Origin of the sequence: Megasphaera massiliensis, from assembly GCF_036305205.1 — a bacterium.
GTDB classification, from domain to species: domain Bacteria; phylum Bacillota; class Negativicutes; order Veillonellales; family Megasphaeraceae; genus Megasphaera; species Megasphaera massiliensis.
In genome coordinates this window covers 1-15,030 of record NZ_JAXIXE010000015.1, presented here as the reverse complement: position 1 = coordinate 15,030, position 15,030 = coordinate 1, and the positions used below count along the sequence as shown (strand labels likewise).

Sequence of the window (15,030 nt, the reverse complement as noted above, 5' to 3'; positions counted from 1 at the left end):
CGGCACCCCCTAATTATACTGCGCATCGCGCATGAACAAGAAACCGATGATGCCGTCGATGAGGATGAGCACCATGATATTGGTATCGAAGAACAAGTTGGCCACAAAGGTTCCGATGATGATCAGCATCGGTAGTATCAGCTTCTTTTTTCCTTGTTTGACCAAAAGATCGATGCCGACATTAACGATGAGGGCCGTTGCCCCGCACTGCATGCCGCGGAGAACCATTTTAATATAGGCATTTTGAATAAAATAATCATAGCTGTAAGAAATAATGGTCAACGTAATCAAACAAGGCAGGACCGTGGCGACAAGGGCCACCAAGGTTCCGAGAACCCCTGCCATGCGGTAGCCGAGGATGACGGCACTGTTGACGGCGACGACGCCCGGCATAGACTGGGCAATGGCCACCATATCGAGGGTATCCTTATCGCTGATCCAATGGTATTCGTCAACGTATTTGCCCTTGAGCAAGGGAATGATGACGAAGCCGCCGCCGACGGTGAAGGCACTGATTAAAAAAGTCGATTTGAAGAGCGTCCAATAAAAATGGGCGTCTCGTTTCGGTGTGACAAGATCCATGAGATTCATCCTTTCTGAAAATTAAAGGGATTTTTTTACATGGCTAGTATACCATAGGTATATCTATATTGAAAATATTTGTATCATTGCTATAATATACGTAAATCATATGCCACAAAAAAGGAGAGACTATGGACCTTCGTCAACTCACATACTTCCTGGCCATCGCCGAAGAAGGCCAAATCACGGCCGCCGCCCGGCGCCTGAATATGGCTCAGCCGCCATTGAGTCAGCAAATGAAAGCCCTCGAAGAAGAACTGGGCGTCGAACTCTTCCAGCGGGAACCGCGCAGCGTCACCTTGACCGATGCCGGAGAAATCCTCTACCGACGGGCCCGCCAGCTCATCACCCTGGCCGACTCGACACGCCGGGAAATCGGCGACTTTAAAAGCGGACTGCGCGGTACCTTATCCATCGGCACCGTCTCGTCCTCAGGCAGTATCATCCTGCGACCGGCCCTTCGGCAATTTCACGACAGCCACCGCGGCATCCGCTTTGAAATCTATGACGGCAATACCTTCCACATCTTAGATATGCTGCGAAAGGGCCTGATTGAAATCGGCATCGTCCGCACGCCTTTTAAGCAGGAAGCCTTCGACTGTACCTTTTTGCCGGAAGAACCGATGGTGCTGGCCTATGCCGGAAAAGATCCGGCCCCCGAAAAAGAGACCTTGACCATCCCTGATTTAGACGGCCTGCCCCTCATCGTCTACCGCCGATTCAATCAGCTCCTCCTCGACGTCTGCGAAGGACACAACCTTACACCGTCCATCCTCTGTCGAAACGATGATGCCCGGACGACACTCCTTTGGGCCGAAGCCGGATTAGGCTATGCCGTTGTCCCGGCCTCAGCCCTCTCACCGTCAAGGCTGACGACGCTCCAAATGAAAGTCCTCGACGAACCACGGCTCTGCACGCGCCTGGCCGTCATCACCGCCAAACATCGCTACCTGTCCAGTATTGCCGGTCAATTCATCGAAGCCCTGACAAAAACGTAAGACATCATTCTTTGACAAGCAAGCCCTCCAAATGAAGGAGGGCTATTTTTTTATCGATGCCGCCGGCATATCCCGTTGCCTTACCCCTGGCCCCTAAGACGCGATGGCAGGGAATGATAACCGAAATAGGATTGTGACCGACAGCGCCGCCAACGGCCTGCGGAGACATCGTCTTCCCCGTCTGGGCTTCCACGGCTTTGGCCAACTCGCCATAGGTAGTCGTCTGCCCATAGGGAATCTGACAGAGGAGGCTCCATACGCGGCGGCGGAATTCATTACCCTCCGGCGCTAGTGGAAGGCTCATGATAGCCGGCATGCGACCGGCAAAATAGTCGTCAAGCCAACGGACGGCCTTCTTGAGGACCGGCGTTTCTTTCGCCGTCACCGCAGCCCCCTTCAATCCGTCCCTATCATATTTCTGCCCGTCAAACCAAAGGCCGACCAAGGCCGTTTCATTGGCAGCCAAGGTCATAGCCCCTAAAGGCGACGCATAACTCATCGTATAGTACATACATATTCTCCTATCTTGCTCATTACAAACCGTAGTACGATCTGTACCATTCGGCAAATTGCCCCAGTCCTTCTTCAATCGTCGTTTCCGGCTTGAAATCGAAATCACGCTGCAATTCACTGACGTCGGCATAGGTCTGATAGACGTCACCGGCCTGCATGGGCAGATATTCTTTTTCCGCCGTCTTACCAAGGGCTTGTTCCAAAACTTCAATGAAGTGCATGAGCTGTTCCGGCTTATGGTTGCCGATGTTATAGACTTTGTATCGATTGCCCGATTCATTGGCCACAGGCGGATTGGAAAGCATGTGCTCTATACCGGTGACGATGTCGTCGACGTAGGTAAAGTCGCGGTACATGTCGCCGTGATTATAAATTTGAATAGCTTCCCCATTGCGGATCTTATTGGCAAACTTGAAATAAGCCATGTCCGGACGGCCGTAAGGACCATAAACGGTAAAGAAGCGCAGGCCCGTCGCCGGAACCCCATAGAGATGGCTGTAAGTATAGGCCATGAGCTCGTTTGACTTCTTCGTCGCTGCATAGAGGCTGATGGGGTGATCGACGTTATCCGTCGTCGAAAAAGGCGTCTTTTCCTGATTGCCATAGACCGACGAACTGGAGGCAAACAACAGGTGAGTAACCTTATGGTGCCGGCAAGCTTCGAGGATATTGAAGAAGCCGATGATATTCGAATCGATATACGTCCGCGGATGGTCGATGCTGTAGCGGACACCGGCCTGAGCCGCCAGATTGACGACGATATCCGGCTGAAACGACGAAAAGATTTGTTCTACGGCCTGTTCATCAGCTAAGTCGCCCTTCACAAAGGTGAAATTCGGGAACTGGTGCAAAATTTCGAGGCGCGCGTCTTTTAGCGTGACGTCATAATAATCATTGAGATTGTCGAAGCCCAGGACCGTCGCCCCTTTAGCCAGCAGCCGCTTGGCCAAGTGGAAACCGATAAATCCGGCAGCACCGGTAATAAGGACTTTTTGTGCTGTATCAAAGGGTTTAAAATTTGCCATATTCAGTTCTCCCCTCTTAATCGCGGTCAAAAAGATCCCGCATATATACTTTATCCTTGACATCGGTCAATTTATCTGACCAGCGATTGGAAATGATGATATCGCTCATCTCTTTGAATTCATCTAAGTCTCGAATGACGCGAGAATGGAAAAAGGTTTCTTCTTTCAGCGTCGGTTCATAGACGACGACTTCAATGCCCTTCGCCTTGATGCGCTTCATGACCCCTTGAATAGCCGAAGCCCTGAAATTATCGGAGTGACTCTTCATGGTCAGTCGATAGACACCGACAATGCGGGGATTTTGAGCGATGAGCATATCGGCAATATGGTCCTTCCGCGTCCGATTGGCGGCGACAATAGCAGAAATCAGATTTTGAGGCACATCCTGATAGTTGGCCAAGAGCTGCTTTGTATCTTTCGGCAGGCAATAACCGCCATAACCGAAGGATGGGTTGTTATAGAAATCACCGATGCGCGGATCGAGGCAGACGCCTTTGATGATTTCCTTGGTACTGAGACCACGCATTTCGGCATACGAATCGAGTTCATTGAAGTAAGCCACGCGCAGAGCTAAATAGGTATTGGCAAAGAGTTTTATGGCTTCCGCTTCCGTAGACCCCGTAAACAGGACGGGAATATCTTCTTTGACGGCCCCTTCGACTAATAAATTGGCAAAGGTCTTGGCCCGATCCGACACTTCGCCGACGACGATGCGCGACGGATGGAGATTATCGTAGAGTGCCTTCCCTTCCCGCAAAAATTCCGGCGAGAATAAAATATTATCCGTCCCGTACTTGGCCTTAATTTGCTGTGTATACCCGACAGGGACCGTCGACTTGATGACCATGACGGCCTTAGGATTGATGGCCAACACTTCCTCGATGACCTTTTCTACCGACGACGTATCAAAAAAGTTCCGCTTAGGATCATAATTGGTCGGCGTCGAAATAATGACGAAATCAGCTCCGGTAAAAGCTTCTTTGGCATCAAGAGTCGCCTTAAAGTGCAGGTCGTCACGCTGCAAAAAAGCTGAAATATCAGCATCCACAATGGGAGACTGACCTTTATTTAACAGGGACACCTTTTCTGGAATAATGTCCAAAGCAATAACTTCATTATGCTGAGCCAGCAGCATACTATTCGAAAGACCGACATATCCGGTCCCGGCAACAGCAATTCTCATATGTATTCCCTACTTTCTCTTCTTCCGAGCACGGCAAATTCGAGCTCCGTCGTGCCACCGATAAAAAGCATACCAAAAAGGCCCCGCAAAAAGGATGGATCAACGGACTGCGGGGCCTCGTTTATTATAACTTATAGCGAATTTTCAGCCAGCTATACCAAAACAGGCATTGAATTCGTTTCCACGTTTCGCCCTTTTCCTGATAGACTTCTGCCAGCCGTTTGAAGCTGTGGTAGTAGGACGGTTCCCTAGGAGGCATGGGATCGTTCATGCTGTCCCAGAAGGAAATATCTAGGTAGTGGCGCCACAATTCATCATCCGAATCAAGGACTAATTCCCAAGGCTTGTCCCGACCGGAATAATGAATCAGGATTCCTTCTATGCTGAAATCTTTATTCTTGTGATGGAATAAATTCGGAATGGGCTTCATATTCCCGTCGATGACAAGATTCAACAAATCCTGAGTCTGTCCCTTGAAACGCCGCGGATCGGCCCCTTGATAGGCAAAGACCTGCTCCGTAATTTTTTCACGAATCCATTCCTTGACATCGATCCACATCAAGCCGTCTGAAAAGTAGACGTCCTGCTTCATCTTCAAAAAGGCCACCCGGTCCGGTGTATGATAGGTCAAGGCACCGATAGCTTTGCCTTCTAAATCCGTCGTCAAAAACTGTTTTAAACTGCCAACACATATCATATCTGAATCTAAGTACAAGTAGTGGTCGGTGTAGTTCCGTAAAATCCAGGGCATAACGATGCGAATATACGTAACCCGAGAAAAACGAGCGACTTTGATATGAAAATTCTGATAGATGCTCATATCCATCACATATAAATAGACATTACAGCCATATTTTTTAGCCGTCTTTTCTAAATTATCCTTATTTTCCGGGCTGTAACTGTCGACAAAGACATGGAAAGAAAAAGCGATGTCTTTATTGGTTTCTAAAATCGATGTAATTTCTGCCCCCAAGGGTTTAAAAAAAGGATCGTTAATATTAAAGCCGATATGCATAGCCGGCCGTTCATCATGTTCCGGAAGCCATTCAAAGGCATGTTTTTCGGTATATAATGTCGCATTTTCAAAATATTCCGTCGTAAATGTATTTGCCATTTTCAAACCTCGCTTCATTAATATAAGGATATCTTTTTCTTTCTCAGCAGCCAATCAAATCGGAGGCGGCGGAAGAAATCTAAATTAGCATCAATGAATCGCTTCTGTTCCCGCTCCATAGACTGCAGACGATACCGATCATCTTCGGCCCGAACGAAATGAAAGAACTCTCGAGCCAGCTTTTTATTGAGTCTATCGATATACGACGAGTTATGCATATGTTCTTGATGAATCAAATCGTCACGCAATTTTTCAGTACAGATACAGATATCCAAAAACCGCTTGTGCCCGCCATGGGTCGTGCTCGTCGGGTTTTTGTAATAATAGTATAAACATTCATCGGTAATCATCATCCGTTGACTGCGGTACAAGTAGCGGCCCGACACGTAATTATCCTGTGAATGGCAGCGTTCGGGCGATAAAATATCGATGACAATATGCCGCTTATAGACGGCATTCCAAACAACTTTGCAAAGAAATTCTGTAAAATACAATTCAAAAACATCCGAGCCGGTAATAAGCTGATTTCCCAAGCCCTTTTTATGCGGCAAAATAGCCTCTTCCTTAGTCCCATCGGAACCGATGACGGAACAGCGAGCCATATCGAGATCATTTTTTTCGATAAGCGCGATAAGACGTTCATACATCTCAGGGTGGAGCCAGTCATCGCTGTCGACGAAGGCGATGTATTCTCCCTTAGCAAAAAGAAGTCCGTTGTTCCTAGCTCCACTCAGGCCTTCATTTTCCTGATGGATGGCAATGATACGATCATCGATGAGGGTATAGTCATCGCATATTTTCCCACAGCCATCCGGTGAACCGTCGTCTACTAGAATGATTTGCAACTGTTTATACGTTTGATTGCGAATCGAATCGATACACCGATGCAGATATGCTTCCACCTTATATACAGGCACAATGACCGATAATAACCCTTTTTGCTCCATAGGACACCTTCCCAACTGCCTTATATGTTTAACCTACGTTATTATACTATAAAAAATCCAAAAAAACTATATTTCCTTATCCAGTACCAATTATTTTTTTTATGTGCTTATAGCTGTTTTAAATATTTATGACGAATATGGGTGTACTTTCGATACTTTTTTAAATAAAACGTAAGCAGTTTATCCTCCAGCCATTGAAGCAGCCTGCGTTTTGCAAAAAAAGCAGAACGTACCCGATGGAGATAAATTTGGTCATATATGCCAGGGTTATCGGCCAGTTCCCCCCGAATGACGGCATATCGGGCTTGTTTTGAAAAAGAAACCACCCCTTGTGAATCAACAACGGCTCCATCACTATCAACGACGGTGTAGGTAACCGGTGACGATGTCTGACAGCGGTACAAGTTCAACGGACAACGTTCTTGCTCCCGAGGTAATACATAATCATAAACAAAGTCATCCCCAACGAGAAGTTTTATAAAAGGGGAAATGATGCCCTTCGGATGGATTTCAGAAAAGATTCCGACTTCACTTAATCCCCATGCCGCTCCTGTAGTCTCGAGAATCTTCAAGGTACAAGCCGATACGCTCTTGGAAGTTGGCAAGGTGTATTCAAGAACACGGCCTCTTGTCGGTAAAGGGCCGATATCATAGGAAGTTCCATCGCTAAAGGAAAGGCGAACTTTTTCAATCCGTCCGCTGTCTTCTATGTTTCCGGCAAGACTCACCGTCGTAATGACCTGCTGAGACAACCACTGAAAATGGAGGCATCGTTTTACATCCCGATCATCCGGACTCCACAGATACTGAGCCGGAACAAATTTTTTCGCATCAATATCTGCTGTGTCGATAAGTTTGAAATCACAAACCTTGAATGCATCACCGGAAGAAGCCGTAACCGTCGCCTGAAAGACGAGATTATCCGTCCGCCGCTGCCAAAAAACAGTATCGCCATTAGCAATCCGAACGGCGTGGAGGGCTGCACTTTGGGACGCATGTTGAAACAGCGCCCGGTATAGAATATTATGCCGTAAATACATGCCCCGACAAGCAGGATGTACCGGAATCCGCAGGCGTCTCCCCCATTCATAAAGAGACGTATCGATGAGAATGTCGTCACCGGGTGAAGGTTTGGGTACCGAGCGAATATTATCTGCATAAAAATCTTTCGGTGCCCCAAAAGAGGTACAGTAAGCAAAGCCCTTTAAGACCGTCGGATGATATGAATTCCCGGACTGTCGAAGGATGTCTCCCAAGGCTTCCTCAAAGACGATGGAAGCCGCCCGATGGTCTGCGTGGACATCGCAGTCTACGACGACGAGGAGATCAGCCCTTATATCCAGTATCAGGTCCGTTAAATCCTGTTTGAAGTTCTGACGGCAGTAGCGGCTGTGCTGTCCCCGCTTTACAAAGGCGTAATCAGGGAACTCATGACAACCGTAGGTTTCTTGATGCCCTGCCGGAGACGTCACCGCCTTGTCCGTCGCATAGAAAAGATGACCGCCGGCATAAGCATTGGACGTGTCCCCATAACCTAAAAAGAAGATCTTCCTTACGCCTAAGACCTGCAGCGACCGCCAAGCTTCTTTCATCCGCGTCACTGCGTCAAAGGAGTAATCCCCATTGGTCGTAAAAGCACAAAAGACCTCTGCGCCGCTTTGAATGTAATGGTACATCAAACTGCCGGCTACATTGATTTCATCATCTTCATGAGGGACAATAACCAAGACTTTTTTCCCACTGGCAGACTGATTCAAAAAAGAATTGTCCCCTGCCTGACACGGATGCATTACGATCGCCTCCGTTTAGGATAATAGTGAACCAAGGAGGCGACATTATAGGACAGGATATAGGTAAGGTATTCTAATCTTTTACCCAATGATAACGGCGTTACTTTCAAGAACTGTTTTAAGACCGCATGATGCTCCTTTAAGGTCTGATTATAAGATGCCTCCCGGCGATGTTTAATATCATAACGCAAGAGGGCAATGATAGCGCGGGCATACCCTCGAAAGGCACTGTCTAAAGCAGCCCCGATGATACCTTCTTCCTCCATCCGCCGATAAATCCGCTCATGAACCCTAAAGTTCCCTTCCCAAACGGCTTCCGTGTCCTTTCGAGATAAACTGTCTTCATGCTGAATATAGTGGTAAAAGACGTTGGATACGAGGGCCATCGTCCTTGCTTTTAAAATGATTTCTGTTACAAAAAGCTTATCCTCTGAATAGGCCAGCTTTTCATTGAATCGCGTCTCGCCGATAAGCTCCCGACGATAGACTTTATTTAAGGAGCTGTCAATAAAATAGCCCTTTTTCGACAGATAATTCAGCGGCAAATCACTGACTTCGACAGTCCCGACTTCATACGGAGTCCGTCCATAGGAAATCTCCTTGATAACCCGGCAGTTGACGAGATCGACCTTCTCTCTTTCTAAAACGTCAATCATGACTTCGTACATCCGGGGATCGATGCAGTCATCTCCATCGATAAATGCAATATACTTCCCCTGTGCTTCATCAAGACCTCGATTACGAGCCGAACTGACGCCGCCATTCTCCTTACAGATGACCCGGACTCGACGGTCCCGACCTGCAAATTTGTGACAAATTGTCAAGCTGTCATCACCTGAACCGTCATCGATGAGCAAAAGTTCAAAATCCTCATAACTTTGACACAAAACGCTATTCAGGGTACTTTCCAAATAGCGTTCATTGTTGTATACAGGCACAATAATGCTCAACGAAGGCTTCATGAAAGCGTCGTCTCCTTTTCATAGTACGCCCAACAATAAATGACCATCCCCCAAAAAAGCCAGTAGAGATGCATCATATGGCGTCCAAAAAAATCATAGTCAAAGAGGCCAAAGAGATAGATAGCTAAGATAGGTAGGAAAAATCCGGCCAGCCAGGGAAATCCCGGCCCGTGGCCTCGATAATAAGCGATGAGTGAACGGAGGACTACTTTTAGTTGGAATAAGATGAGTATCAAAAAGCCACTGAGGCCGACGAGTCCCGTTTCATTCAAAACTTGCAGATAAATATTGTGCGGCGATTGGATATTTTTTTCATGGAAGGGATTTTCTGCTTCAAATCGTTCATGATAGACTTCGCCCCACCGGCCGAGGCCGATTCCGATGTAAGGCTTTTCCTCAATGAGCTGAACCGCCACCTGTGTCAAATAGACCCGTCCATCTTGGCTGACATCTCGGTGGAGGCGGTCCGAAATGAACTGCGGCGCTGCCACGCCGATACATAGACAAGAGAGCACGAGAAGGCAGGCCATTACTTTTAACGTCAACCAATCCCGCCCCAAGTAGCAACACAGCAAAAGCATCAAAAATATGACAAAAAAAGCCAAATAGGCGTTACGAGATCCCGTACAAAGGAGGACGACAAAGGCTATGGCACTGACCAGTGCCATGAAGCACGAAGTCTTAGGCCAAGAGGCTCGATAACGAATCGCACCAAATAAGACACCGGGGATCAGCACCAACAGTACGCTGGCTAAGGAATTGGGGCTGCTGAAAGGGCCAAACAAGCGGTTGTCCTGCCAAATCGGATAGGCTGCAACCAACCCCAGATACCACAGGAGAGACAGAAAGAGGGCGAACCAAACAGACAGAAACGTTCCCTTCCCCGGTCTGGCCATAAGAATAACCAAGACGAGGGGAATCAGGCGTTCGACGTACTTTAAAAGCACTGCCGGCCGACCATCATTAAAAGGAATCGTAAGCGCCGCTGTTCCCAAAAACAGAGCAATGGTCACGACCGTCTGCCAAACGACAGGCGCTCTCCACAGCGTCCCCGCGATGGGCCGCCCTTCTTTTCTGCAAATAATCAAGTGAGCCAAAAAAGACGCCGTCATGAGTGATCCCGATCCGGCACCACAGCTGAGTGTCAATAAAAAGATAGGGACGTACGGAAGATAATTTTGTTCGAATGTTCGCCAATAAGACATAGATAGTTCTCCACTCTGACCGGCTGCACCTATCAAAGCCAGGCATCAACCGGCCGTAATAATTCAGGCCGCTGCAGACAATAAGCCGTCAAGCATTTCTCAGCTGCACAAATATCGTCGTATGGGGCGTCGCCTTGAATAACATCGGCGCCGGAAGTTGCCGTCAAGGGTTGATAATGGGTTTCCCCAAAGCCGCCAATAGAGTCCATATTCACCCAATGATGGGGCGTGACGCACGACGTTACAGCCTCTGTCAGGGATTCAAACAATGAATAGTATGTAAATCCTGCTGGTGCAATGAGTTCAAAAAGAGTCGGCAAAATATTCATGTGACCGCCGATACGGTTTCCGGCCAAAGAATCTTTATCGAGTTCTCGATGATGGAACATGAGGACCGGAGAATGGAGTTCCCGGAAGGTATATTCCCGCTTCATGAAGGACGTATGCTGTAGTTCTGAGCACTTAAAGCCATGATCTCCGGTAACGATGAACAGGCTGTCCGGATAGGCGGCCTTCATCTTCTGAATAAAGTCATTAATGGCTCTGTCGGCGTACCAGAAGGTCCCCAATACCTTGGGAATGATGGATTCTTTTAATACATCGGGCTGGACGTCCATGATTTTCTTAGGGTCAAAACCAAAATCCTTTAAAGGCAGTTTATAGGGCCCGTGGTTCGAGGTCGTATAGACAAAGTGGAACTGGGGCACATCATCGCTGCGCTGTTGAATCATATCAGCGACCTTATTCAGGAAAACGTGATCGTAGACACCGACCCAGGAACGAGGCGCCTTCGGGCCGCAGATATCGGTACCGGAATAGGAATGATTAAACCCGCAGGCCGGGGCAAAATGGTTAAAATTCCCATGGGATAAACTGCCGCCGTACCAATAGTTCGTTTCATAGCCCAGCTTGCGCAGCTGTATCGGCAGTGACGTCGGAAGTGTCCCCTCCCAAAAAGGTTCTCTCTCATTCAGTTCCATACCGGCATCAAAAATTCCCAGCATGAGGCCGACGATAGACGGGCGGGAAATGATGCCGCCGGATAACGTCGTATTGATAGATGCCGTATGGACGTCATTCATCAGCTTCTTCCCTTCATCGGCAATATGAAGGTCTGTAAAGGCCGGATCAAAATAAGGCTGAGAATAACTTTCACCGACAACCAAGAAAATATGGGATGGTCTCTTTATCTTAGGCCCTTTCGCTTGGTGGGTCACCGCTTTCAGAGCATCGTTAAAAGAATCGACTGTACCGCCTCGTTCTTCAATGAAGGGCTTCACAAAAGCGAGGTTTTCTGCCGGGCTTCGCTGCATCCGCTCACTCATGCGGCGATGGCGAAGCATCTTCAAGGCGATTAAATCATCGACGGTGGCTTTAGCCAAAAAAGGATCGCTCTTGACAATGGCCGGAATCGTATCCCATTCCGGTTTATCATCATGCCAAAAGGTACCTCCGTAGCGAAAAAAGTAAAAAGCACCGATAAAAAACAAAACGAGAGAGGCATTGAAAACATAATAATGCCAGCCGCTAATGGACGGATAGGGAATCACCGGTGTCGCCAATACAGCACGAAGGACGAAAAAGACAAGGCCTAAGTAAGGAATGAGCAAGGCCAATTTTCGGGCCCCATTGTATTGATGGAAAAAGATGTCGATGAGGTTGTTTTTTTCAGCCTTTTCCCCGAGGAAAACGATATTATTAAAAATATCATGAAACTGGTTATAGAAAATCATTTTCCCAACGAAGGCTACATACAAGACGACGCTGTAAGCCATACCGAGCACGATGCGGGTCAAATCTCCGTACTGGCTCCAAACCCCTATGAAAAGGCCGGGCAAGGTAACGAGTACCAGGGAAACGACGAAGACATAGGCATTTAAATCCATGCCCCACCAAAATCCGAAGCGAAAACATTCCCACAGAGCATTTCGCTTACCGGCAAACTTAGGGTAAGGGTTATGGACATAAATGAAAATGGCCCGAAATACAGCACATAAAATCGGGAAAAAAATCCATAGCTTAATATCTTGTTGAACTGCTAAAAAAAACTGTTCAAACACCTGTTATTCCTCCTTCATGACGGCAAGGCATCCTTATGTCGACAGCGACGACAAGAATCAGACGCTGCCGTTTCTTCCCTTTGGAAAAAGCAGTAATCGCATATCCCTTATCGTTTCCCGTCTTCTACATCAGCTTATTTTAAAACGTTCTCTAAGAACGCTGCCGTACTGAAATCATGATTTACTCGTTTTAATTCAGCCTCATACATCGGCAGCATCTCTTCGTAGGACTGCAAAAACTGTCCCAGTTGCTGACGGAGGCGTCCCAGGTCTTGTAAGTCCACTTCTTGTCCGACAGTATAGTTCTTAAGCATTTCCGGATTCAAGACAGCCGTAGCCAATACGGGTTTATACAGGGCCAAGGCATTGAAATAGACGGCGCTCCAATTATACAGATAGCGTTCATTGCTGTAAGGTAGAAACAATACATCTACACTTTGCAGCAAATCGTACCAGGCCATACCCAGTACCTTGCCCTTAATAAAGCGAACGGCTGATTCACGGCTGTATTTTTCCATAATCCGTTCCATATCGTCAGCATCTTCGGGGCCGGTCGGCGCCGCTTGAACGATGAGTTCCGCCTTCCCTTCCAAATGGCTATCCAAAAAGGCTTGAATAATACCGTCAATATCTTTTTCTCCCTTGCGGTAGTGGCCGAAGAAACCGATACGGACCGGTTCATGATACGTAAGGTTTGCCGTCACCGAAACACCTTGCGGGAGGAGAACCGGCGGCGGAATGATTTCAATCTTAGAGACGTGATCCTCTGTAAAGTCATTGCGGAGGCTCGTAATTTTTAACTTGATATTTTGATAGCCTTCGCAGCGCCGAGCCTGTTTCAGAAATTTCGGTTTTTCATGGGGATTGACACCCAAGAAAATAAAAATGACCGGCACGGGGCTCTCTTTCAGTTTACTTTTATGCAGCGATCGTAAATACCGATACGTCGCCGTCGTCAGTATAATGGCGTCTACTTCATGACGGCAGGCCTTTTCATAGGCCGCATCAAACCACCGGACACGGCGCTGTTCCCGCTGAATGGACAGCCATATTTTTTTGAGTTTACCGGCTCCTTCGTAATCGACGATTTCACCGCCGCTCATATATTCAATCGGAATCCCAAAATCAACGGGCAGGCTACTGTTTTCCGGCAAGTATAAAACAGGCTCATGGCCTTCTTTCTTCAGTTCATCGATAATCAGACGATCGAACTCCTGTTCAAACCCGCCTTGTGTCTTCACTGTCTCTAAAATAGCTACCCGCATTATTTTTTCTCCGCTCTTTGCAATTCGTATAATTTCAAATATTTCAGCATCGTGTAAAAGAAGTGGTTGAAGCACATGTAGGTTCCCATCCAACCATCTAAAAAGCCGGCCCGGGATACGAACATCTTGAAGAACCCGCCTAAACTATGGAAAAAAATCCCCGATAAGGAAATCCGCTTCCCTCGCTTATAGGCGTCTTCAGCCCATATGGTCGTATATTGGCAGAGCTTCCCTTCCCAGTGATGCCAATTTTTATAAGTATAGTGTTCTAAATGACCGGGAAGATTCCGAACCGGCAGGGCACATTCCGGATGCTCATGAACTTTATTCACCCAGGTGACCGTCGTCCGCGGAAAGAGGCGTTTTACATGGTCCGGCTTTAATACACCGTGATTGAAGGTCGTTCCAAAGGCGACGGACTTCCGCTCCATCGAATACTGATGACTCAAGGAATCGTGTTCTGCAATGTCTTTAACTGCCGCAATGAGTTCGTCATTCAAGCGTTCATCGGCATCGAGATAAAGCACCCAGTCGGCCGTCGTCTGCTCGAGGGCAAAGTTGCGCTGAGCTGAAAAATCGTCGGTCCAGGCACGAAAACAGACGGGCGCGCCCTGCTCCTTGGCCAGTGCCACCGTCTTATCCGTACTTCCTGAATCGATGATGATAACGTCATCGGTACATTTTTTCGCATTCTTAACAACGTCGACAATGTTGTCTTCTTCGTTCTTCGTCAAAATCAAGATTGCTAATGAGCTCACGAGCCGCGTCCTCTTTTCTTTAAAATAGGGTCATTTTCTCGGTATACTTAAGCTTTTGACATACTCCCACGGCTAAAGTCGAGGGATTCTAGGATGCGAGCGAGAACCGCGCATCTCGCGATGGTCTTACATTCTCTCTCCTAACGGATGATGCCCCACCCGTATACAAATTTATGCTGTTAGTAGTCTCAGACCTTCTGACAAAATATTTCTAGCTGCATTGCGGTCTCGGTCGTGACGGATTCCGCAGGAAGGACAAGTCCATTCATGGACACAAATATCCTTGACTTCTTTGTTTTGATATCCACAGTCATGACAAAGCTGACTGGACGGATAAAATTTATCCACCTTAATAATTTTCGTTCCCATCTGACGACCGACATATTCTAGGATATTCTCGAACGCAGCAAATCCGTAGTCGTTGACTTTTTTCCCGTGACCTTGCTGCATAGCCTTCATGCTGAGACTTTCAAGACAGATAACTGCATACTTCTGACATAGCTCTTTTGCGAGTTTAAAGTGGAAATCTCTGCGCTGATTCGCTTGTTTGCGATAGAGCCGTGCTAATACTTTACGATACTCCTGACGATTCTTCGAGCAGAGTTGACGGCGCGACAGATTTCGACAG

At 47.5% G+C, this 15,030-nt stretch carries 14 protein-coding genes; 1 reads left to right on the top strand and 13 read right to left on the bottom strand.

Annotated features, from left to right (window positions below; translation table 11 throughout):
• Positions 1-9: 9 nt before the first annotated feature.
• Complete coding sequence (locus tag UCI88_RS03340; protein WP_230198078.1) at positions 10-582, bottom strand: chromate transporter; 573 nt, start codon at positions 580-582, stop codon at positions 10-12.
• A 131-nt stretch (positions 583-713) separates the two neighbouring features.
• Here UCI88_RS03340 and UCI88_RS03335 point away from each other — a divergent pair, with 131 nt between their 5' ends.
• A complete protein-coding gene (locus UCI88_RS03335; protein ID WP_256180285.1) occupies positions 714-1,580 on the top strand; it encodes a LysR family transcriptional regulator in 867 nt (288 codons plus the stop codon).
• Positions 1,581-1,584: 4 nt separating this feature from the next.
• On the opposite strand, the gene UCI88_RS03330 is transcribed toward UCI88_RS03335, so the two are convergent.
• The 12 genes from UCI88_RS03330 to UCI88_RS03275 form a co-directional block, all read right to left on the bottom strand.
• On the bottom strand, positions 1,585-2,091 hold the full coding sequence (locus UCI88_RS03330; protein ID WP_256180286.1) for a methylated-DNA--[protein]-cysteine S-methyltransferase: 507 nt from the start codon (positions 2,089-2,091) through the stop codon (positions 1,585-1,587).
• Positions 2,092-2,113: 22 nt separating this feature from the next.
• Complete coding sequence (locus tag UCI88_RS03325; RefSeq protein WP_044504042.1) at positions 2,114-3,118, bottom strand: NAD-dependent epimerase; 1,005 nt, start codon at positions 3,116-3,118, stop codon at positions 2,114-2,116.
• Between the two features lie 16 nt (positions 3,119-3,134).
• Positions 3,135-4,301 (bottom strand): nucleotide sugar dehydrogenase, encoded by a 1,167-nt coding sequence (locus UCI88_RS03320; protein WP_256180287.1) that lies wholly within the window; start codon positions 4,299-4,301, stop codon positions 3,135-3,137.
• Between the two features lie 124 nt (positions 4,302-4,425).
• Positions 4,426-5,415: a glycosyltransferase family 8 protein gene (locus tag UCI88_RS03315; protein WP_225069626.1), complete on the bottom strand. Its 990-nt coding sequence runs from the start codon at positions 5,413-5,415 to the stop codon at positions 4,426-4,428.
• A 17-nt stretch (positions 5,416-5,432) separates the two neighbouring features.
• The gene (locus tag UCI88_RS03310) at positions 5,433-6,362 is read right to left on the bottom strand and encodes a glycosyltransferase (RefSeq protein WP_302357406.1); all 930 of its coding nucleotides are present in this window, start codon (positions 6,360-6,362) and stop codon (positions 5,433-5,435) included.
• A gap of 107 nt (positions 6,363-6,469) precedes the next feature.
• Entirely contained in the window at positions 6,470-8,119 is a 1,650-nt protein-coding gene (locus UCI88_RS03305; RefSeq protein ID WP_330024002.1) for a PIG-L family deacetylase, read from the bottom strand.
• Positions 8,120-8,151: 32 nt separating this feature from the next.
• Positions 8,152-9,114 carry a glycosyltransferase family 2 protein gene (locus tag UCI88_RS03300; protein WP_256180290.1) on the bottom strand — a complete coding sequence of 321 codons (963 nt, stop codon included), beginning with the start codon at positions 9,112-9,114 and terminating at the stop codon, positions 8,152-8,154.
• Positions 9,111-10,319: an O-antigen ligase family protein gene (locus tag UCI88_RS03295; protein WP_256180291.1), complete on the bottom strand. Its 1,209-nt coding sequence runs from the start codon at positions 10,317-10,319 to the stop codon at positions 9,111-9,113. The genes UCI88_RS03300 and UCI88_RS03295 overlap by 4 nt, the downstream gene beginning before the upstream one ends.
• Positions 10,320-10,351: 32 nt before the next feature.
• Positions 10,352-12,379 carry an LTA synthase family protein gene (locus UCI88_RS03290; RefSeq protein ID WP_256180292.1) on the bottom strand — a complete coding sequence of 676 codons (2,028 nt, stop codon included), beginning with the start codon at positions 12,377-12,379 and terminating at the stop codon, positions 10,352-10,354.
• A gap of 134 nt (positions 12,380-12,513) precedes the next feature.
• A complete protein-coding gene (locus UCI88_RS03285; RefSeq protein WP_256180293.1) occupies positions 12,514-13,644 on the bottom strand; it encodes a glycosyltransferase in 1,131 nt (376 codons plus the stop codon).
• Complete coding sequence (locus UCI88_RS03280) at positions 13,644-14,402, bottom strand: glycosyltransferase family 2 protein (protein ID WP_256180294.1); 759 nt, start codon at positions 14,400-14,402, stop codon at positions 13,644-13,646. Before UCI88_RS03280 ends, UCI88_RS03285 begins: the two co-directional genes overlap by 1 nt.
• Before the next feature lie 171 nt (positions 14,403-14,573).
• Positions 14,574-15,030: RNA-guided endonuclease TnpB family protein (locus tag UCI88_RS03275; protein WP_330024001.1), on the bottom strand; the 457-nt coding region annotated here is incomplete at its 5' end.

What these genes read in the sequence shown, in the direction of transcription:
- UCI88_RS03340 (WP_230198078.1), bottom strand. Translation starts at nt 582, where the DNA reads ATGGATCTTGTCACACCGAAACGAGACGCCCATTTTTATTGGACGCTC.
- UCI88_RS03300 (WP_256180290.1), bottom strand. Translation starts at nt 9,114, where the DNA reads ATGAAGCCTTCGTTGAGCATTATTGTGCCTGTATACAACAATGAACGC.
- UCI88_RS03335 (WP_256180285.1), top strand. Translation starts at nt 714, where the DNA reads ATGGACCTTCGTCAACTCACATACTTCCTGGCCATCGCCGAAGAAGGC.
- UCI88_RS03310 (WP_302357406.1), bottom strand. Translation starts at nt 6,362, where the DNA reads ATGGAGCAAAAAGGGTTATTATCGGTCATTGTGCCTGTATATAAGGTG.
- UCI88_RS03315 (WP_225069626.1), bottom strand. Translation starts at nt 5,415, where the DNA reads ATGGCAAATACATTTACGACGGAATATTTTGAAAATGCGACATTATAT.
- UCI88_RS03325 (WP_044504042.1), bottom strand. Translation starts at nt 3,118, where the DNA reads ATGGCAAATTTTAAACCCTTTGATACAGCACAAAAAGTCCTTATTACC.
- UCI88_RS03285 (WP_256180293.1), bottom strand. Translation starts at nt 13,644, where the DNA reads ATGCGGGTAGCTATTTTAGAGACAGTGAAGACACAAGGCGGGTTTGAA.
- UCI88_RS03320 (WP_256180287.1), bottom strand. Translation starts at nt 4,301, where the DNA reads ATGAGAATTGCTGTTGCCGGGACCGGATATGTCGGTCTTTCGAATAGT.
- UCI88_RS03330 (WP_256180286.1), bottom strand. Translation starts at nt 2,091, where the DNA reads ATGTACTATACGATGAGTTATGCGTCGCCTTTAGGGGCTATGACCTTG.
- UCI88_RS03295 (WP_256180291.1), bottom strand. Translation starts at nt 10,319, where the DNA reads ATGTCTTATTGGCGAACATTCGAACAAAATTATCTTCCGTACGTCCCT.